Origin of the sequence: Dietzia sp. SLG310A2-38A2 (assembly GCF_014145095.1) — a bacterium.
Taxonomy (GTDB): Bacteria; Actinomycetota; Actinomycetes; order Mycobacteriales; family Mycobacteriaceae; genus Dietzia.
Genome location: NZ_JAALDX010000273.1, coordinates 14,756 through 17,670, shown reverse-complemented (window position 1 = coordinate 17,670; position 2,915 = coordinate 14,756). Strand labels below are relative to the sequence as shown.

Here is a 2,915-nt window from a genome sequence, read left to right as displayed (position 1 = left end):
TCTGCCGCTCAGGCCCAGACGGGTGGCACCCGCAGAGATCATGGCGCGGGCGGTGTCGGCGTCGCGAATCCCGCCCGAGGCCTTGATCCCGAGCTGCCCGCCCACCGCCCGGTGCATGGCGGCGATCGCACGAACGCTGGCGCCGCCGGCGGGGTGGAAGCCGGTGGAGGTCTTGACCATGTCCGCTCCCGCGCGCGCGACGGCAAGGCACAGCTCCTCGATCCGCTGGTCACCCGCCTCGTCGCCCAGCGCCCGGTGGATCGCGGCGGTCTCCAGGATCACCTTGATCACCGTGGGCGGGGGCACGGCGTCGCGCATCGTCAGCACGTCGGCCATCACCTCGTCCACCAACCCCGCGATCGCCGCGCCCACGTCGATCACCATGTCCACCTCGACGGCGCCCTGGTCCACCGCCAGCCGCCCCTCCATGGCCTTGACCAGCGCGTGATGTTTGCCGGAGGGGAAGCCGGCCACGGTCGCCACCGTCAGGCCCTCGGCGCGCACCGGGAGCATCGCCGGGCTCACGCACACCGCCTTGACCCCGAGGTCGCGGGCCTCGTCAACACAGGCCTGCACGTCCTCGCGCGAGGCGTCCGGGGAGAGCAGCGTGTGGTCGATCATGGCCGCGACGCGCGCGCGGGTCGGCTGATTCTGCGGGGTGGCTTCCATACGGCCAGCCTAGCGGGGCTCCCCGGCACCCCCTGCTGGCACAATGACCGTTCATGTCACGCCGCTACGTCCTCACGCTGGGTTGCCCCGACCGCATCGGTATCGTCGCCCGCATCGCCACGTTCCTCGCCGAGCTCGGCGGCACCATCGTGGAGGCGGCCTACCACGCGGACGAGAACTCCGGTTGGTTCTTCACCCGGCAGTCCGTGGACGCCGAGTCGATCGGGATGGATCTCGACGAACTGCGCCGCCGCTTCTCACGGGTGGCCGCCGAGCTCGGCCCGGAAACGGACTGGAACATCGCCGACTCCACCGAACCGAAGGACATCGTCGTCCTGGTGTCCAAGGAGGGGCACTGCCTGCACGACCTCATGGGCCGGGTCGATAGCGGAGACTTCCCCGCCCGCATCCGTGCCGTGATCGGCAACCACGACACCCTCCGGGGGATGACCGAGGCGCACGGCATCCCCTTTCACCACGTACCGTTCCCGGCGGACCCGGCCGAGCGGGGCCCCGCGTTCGCGGAGGTGTCCTCGATCGTCGACGACATCGACCCGCACGCCATCGTCCTGGCCCGCTTCATGCAGGTCCTGCCGGACGACCTGTGCTCCCGCTGGGCCGGTCGCGCCCTCAACATCCATCACAGCTTCCTCCCGAGTTTCGTGGGGGCGCGCCCCTATCACCAGGCGCACATCCGGGGCGTCAAGCTCATCGGGGCGACCTGCCACTACGTCACCGCCGACCTCGACGAGGGGCCGATCATCGAGCAGGACGTCATCCGCGTCGACCACGCGGCGACAGTGCAGGACATGGTCCGGCAGGGCCGCGACGCGGAGAAGCTGGTGCTGGCCCGCGGGCTGCGGTGGCACCTCGAGGACCGCGTCCTGGTCCACGACGCCCGGACCGTCGTCTTCACCTGACGCGGCCCGGGAAGAAGGCCCAGCAGGAGAAGAAGGCTCAGCCCCGAGAGAAACCGTGGCGCTCGGTGAACAGGGTCTCGGCGGCGGAGAGGAAGATCAACCGGGCCGCCGCGCCGGCCCGGGGCAGTATCGACCGGACCCGCTTCTCGAGTACGGCCTGGTCCATGCCGGCCGCGCGGACGGTCTCCACCAGCACGGTGAACGCCTCCGCGGCCCGGCTCTGCCCCTCCATGAACAGGCGACCGATCTTCTCGATCCCCTCCTCGTCCACGCCGAGGATGATCAGGTCGCGCAGGAGCTCGGCCATGTAGACGTCGGAGAAGAAGTGGTCGGCGGCCCCCGGTTCCGTGATCAGGCCGAGGGACTCCCCCACGTCCACCAGCTCCTCGGGCATGTCGAATGAGGCGACCGCCTGGGATTCCGCGCGGGTGAGGCGCCGTCTGGACCCGGTGGGTCGGCGCTCGCCCCGCACGCTCTCGACCGCGAGCAGCTCCGCGAGCGTGAACCCGTGCCGCTCGGCGATCAGCAGTTCCTCGATCGTGGCGAACGTGTATCCCCGGTTGAGCAGGCGCAGGATCAGCTCGAGCCGGCTGCGGTGATCGGGCCCGTAGAGCGCGGTCCGGCCCTGACGGATGGGCGGCTGGAGCAACCCGCGCTCCTGGTAGACGCGGATGTTGCGAACGGTCGCGCCGGAGGTCTCCGCCAGCTCCTCGATGCGCTGCAGCGGCGCGGACCCCCTCGAACTCACCTGCGTCTTCCGCCGACGGCCGGCCTGACGTCGGCGAAGAATACCCCGACCGCGACCATCGCCACGATCCCGAGGATGCCGAACGGCCGGATCGCGAAGAAGAGGGCGGCACCGGCGCAGATGCCGATCCAGGCCGGTTTCGGCCACTTGCCCTCGATCGAGTACGCCGACGCGGGAGGCAGGATGGCCAACACCAGGCCGACCAGCGCCCACGCCACGAGGGCCGCCTGTATCGCGATCTGGATGAGGCCCCAGGTTCCGGGCAATGCTTCTATCACGATCGCCAGTGTAGTCGGAGCGCCCGACACCCCCGTCATCGATGTTCACGGCGTGGAGTTGGCAGACGGACGCTCCCACAACGTAAGCCGCCCCCGACCCGCTCGAGGAGAGCGGGCCGGGGGCGGCTGCCTGCGGCCTCAGCCGCAGCGACTCACTTGCTGCCGGAGTCCGTCGACTTGTCGGCGTCGGACGACGACGAGGACTTGTCCGTCGAGGACGACGGCGTGCTGCCCGAGGTCGAGCCCGACCCGGAGCCGGAGGTCGACTTGGTCGCCGAGGGCGACGCCGACTTGCTGGCC

4 protein-coding genes are annotated in these 2,915 nt (G+C 70.5%); 1 reads left to right on the top strand and 3 read right to left on the bottom strand.

Going from position 1 to position 2,915, the window contains the following annotated elements; translation table 11 throughout:
• Positions 1–669, bottom strand: a 669-nt coding sequence (gene deoC, locus G6027_RS10010) for a deoxyribose-phosphate aldolase (protein WP_182637045.1), incomplete at its 3' end; no start/stop codon positions are given.
• 53 nt (positions 670–722) lie between these two features.
• On the opposite strand from deoC, the gene purU reads away from it, so the two are divergent.
• Entirely contained in the window at positions 723–1,589 is an 867-nt protein-coding gene (gene purU, locus G6027_RS10005) for a formyltetrahydrofolate deformylase (protein ID WP_182637044.1), read from the top strand.
• Between the two features lie 37 nt (positions 1,590–1,626).
• Here purU and G6027_RS10000 read toward each other — a convergent pair whose 3' ends face one another.
• Together G6027_RS10000 and G6027_RS09995 are read right to left on the bottom strand one after the other, a co-directional pair.
• Positions 1,627–2,337 (bottom strand): MerR family transcriptional regulator, encoded by a 711-nt coding sequence (locus tag G6027_RS10000; protein ID WP_182637043.1) that lies wholly within the window; start codon positions 2,335–2,337, stop codon positions 1,627–1,629.
• A complete protein-coding gene (locus G6027_RS09995; RefSeq protein ID WP_182637042.1) occupies positions 2,334–2,615 on the bottom strand; it encodes a DUF2516 family protein in 282 nt (93 codons plus the stop codon). Before G6027_RS09995 ends, G6027_RS10000 begins: the two co-directional genes overlap by 4 nt.
• Positions 2,616–2,915 lie beyond the last annotated feature (300 nt).